This is a genomic window from Vibrio genomosp. F10 str. 9ZD137, assembly GCF_049974785.1.
Classification (GTDB): Bacteria; Pseudomonadota; Gammaproteobacteria; order Enterobacterales; family Vibrionaceae; genus Vibrio.
Genome location: NZ_JBNGCJ010000105.1, coordinates 1 through 1,195 on the forward strand (window position 1 = coordinate 1; position 1,195 = coordinate 1,195).

The window sequence follows — 1,195 nt, forward strand, 5'->3', positions numbered from 1 at the left end:
CTGTCGGTCACTACGACGTAGGTAACGGGCCTTATGTGATGGTACCTGCTTATGGCCCTTGGACCGTTCGTGAAGCGACAGATGTCGTTGACAGTTTGTACGCGCCACTCTCTTATCTCAACATCTGGGCAGGGCTTAGCAAGTGGGCGTTAGAAGGAATGGAGTCTCGTGCTCGTTTAGTATCGCAAGAATCCATGCTCTATGATTCACCTGACCCATATGCACTGAGCAAAGAAATCTATTTACAGAATCAAGATTTTAGAGCCGAAATTGAACGAGATAATTACGATGAAGATGAAGAAGATTTTCTCGATGATTATCTTGATGAAGAATTTTAATCTCAATGAGCTTACATAAGACGTGAATAGAAAAAGAGGTGACAGTATGAGTGTCACCTCTTTTGGTTTTATCGTTGCTGTTCTATCAAACTCTAGAACGTGTAGTTCGCTTGCACACCGATTAGCCAAACATTACCTGTCGTTGTGCCAACAAACTGCCCGCCCACTTTTTCTGCGGTATCATCCGACTCATAGCCGCGAGATTCTGTGATTGGGGCATCTTTAGCGATAATGTAAGTGAAACCCGCGTCTAACGTCAGTTGCTCCGACCACTGATAACCAGCGCCAACGCTTAACCATGTACGGTCTGTTTCTGGAATGGTGATCGTGCGGTTCTTGTCGCTGACCGCAGACGTGTCGTAGGCGACACCGGTACGCAATGCGAGTTTAGGATCCACTTGATACGTTGCGCCGATAGCGAAACGGTAGTTATCTTCCCAGTTTTCAACTTTAACGGTTTGGCTACCCACCGTGTCTAGCTCGGCTTGAAGCTTTTCAAAAGAGCTCCAGTCGGTCCAGTTAAAGCTTGCGTGAATCGCTACAGTTTCGCTTACTTGGTGAAAGCTCGCTAACTCAGCTGTTGCGGGTAGAGCGAGATTCATGTAGCCCGTATCACGAGTCATCGACCCCAAACCAAAGCCAATACCTTCAGCATAGCCTTCTAGCTTAAGCTTAACTTCCGACTTATACGCAAACCCGATACGGTGATCATCGTTGATTTGCCAGGCCGTACCGATTTGCCAGCCCCAAGAAGTGTCGTCGCCTTCCATGTATTTAAGTGCGGTGCCAGCGGGAACCGAGATGGGTGCTTGAGTGCTTGGGTTAACAGCAACGGCATTTTAGATCGGAAGAGCGGT

The 1,195-nt window shown here is 47.7% G+C and carries 1 protein-coding gene and 1 pseudogene; one reads left to right on the forward strand and one right to left on the reverse strand.

Features of this window, described 5'->3' with window-relative positions:
* A partial coding sequence (locus ACP45E_RS01330; protein ID WP_198927668.1) for an MlaA family lipoprotein occupies positions 1-338 on the forward strand: 338 nt, incomplete at its 5' end.
* A 92-nt stretch (positions 339-430) separates the two neighbouring features.
* Here ACP45E_RS01330 and ACP45E_RS01335 read toward each other — a convergent pair.
* Positions 431-1,156, reverse strand: a pseudogene (locus ACP45E_RS01335) (outer membrane protein transport protein); the annotation flags it as partial.
* Positions 1,157-1,195: the final 39 nt, after the last annotated feature.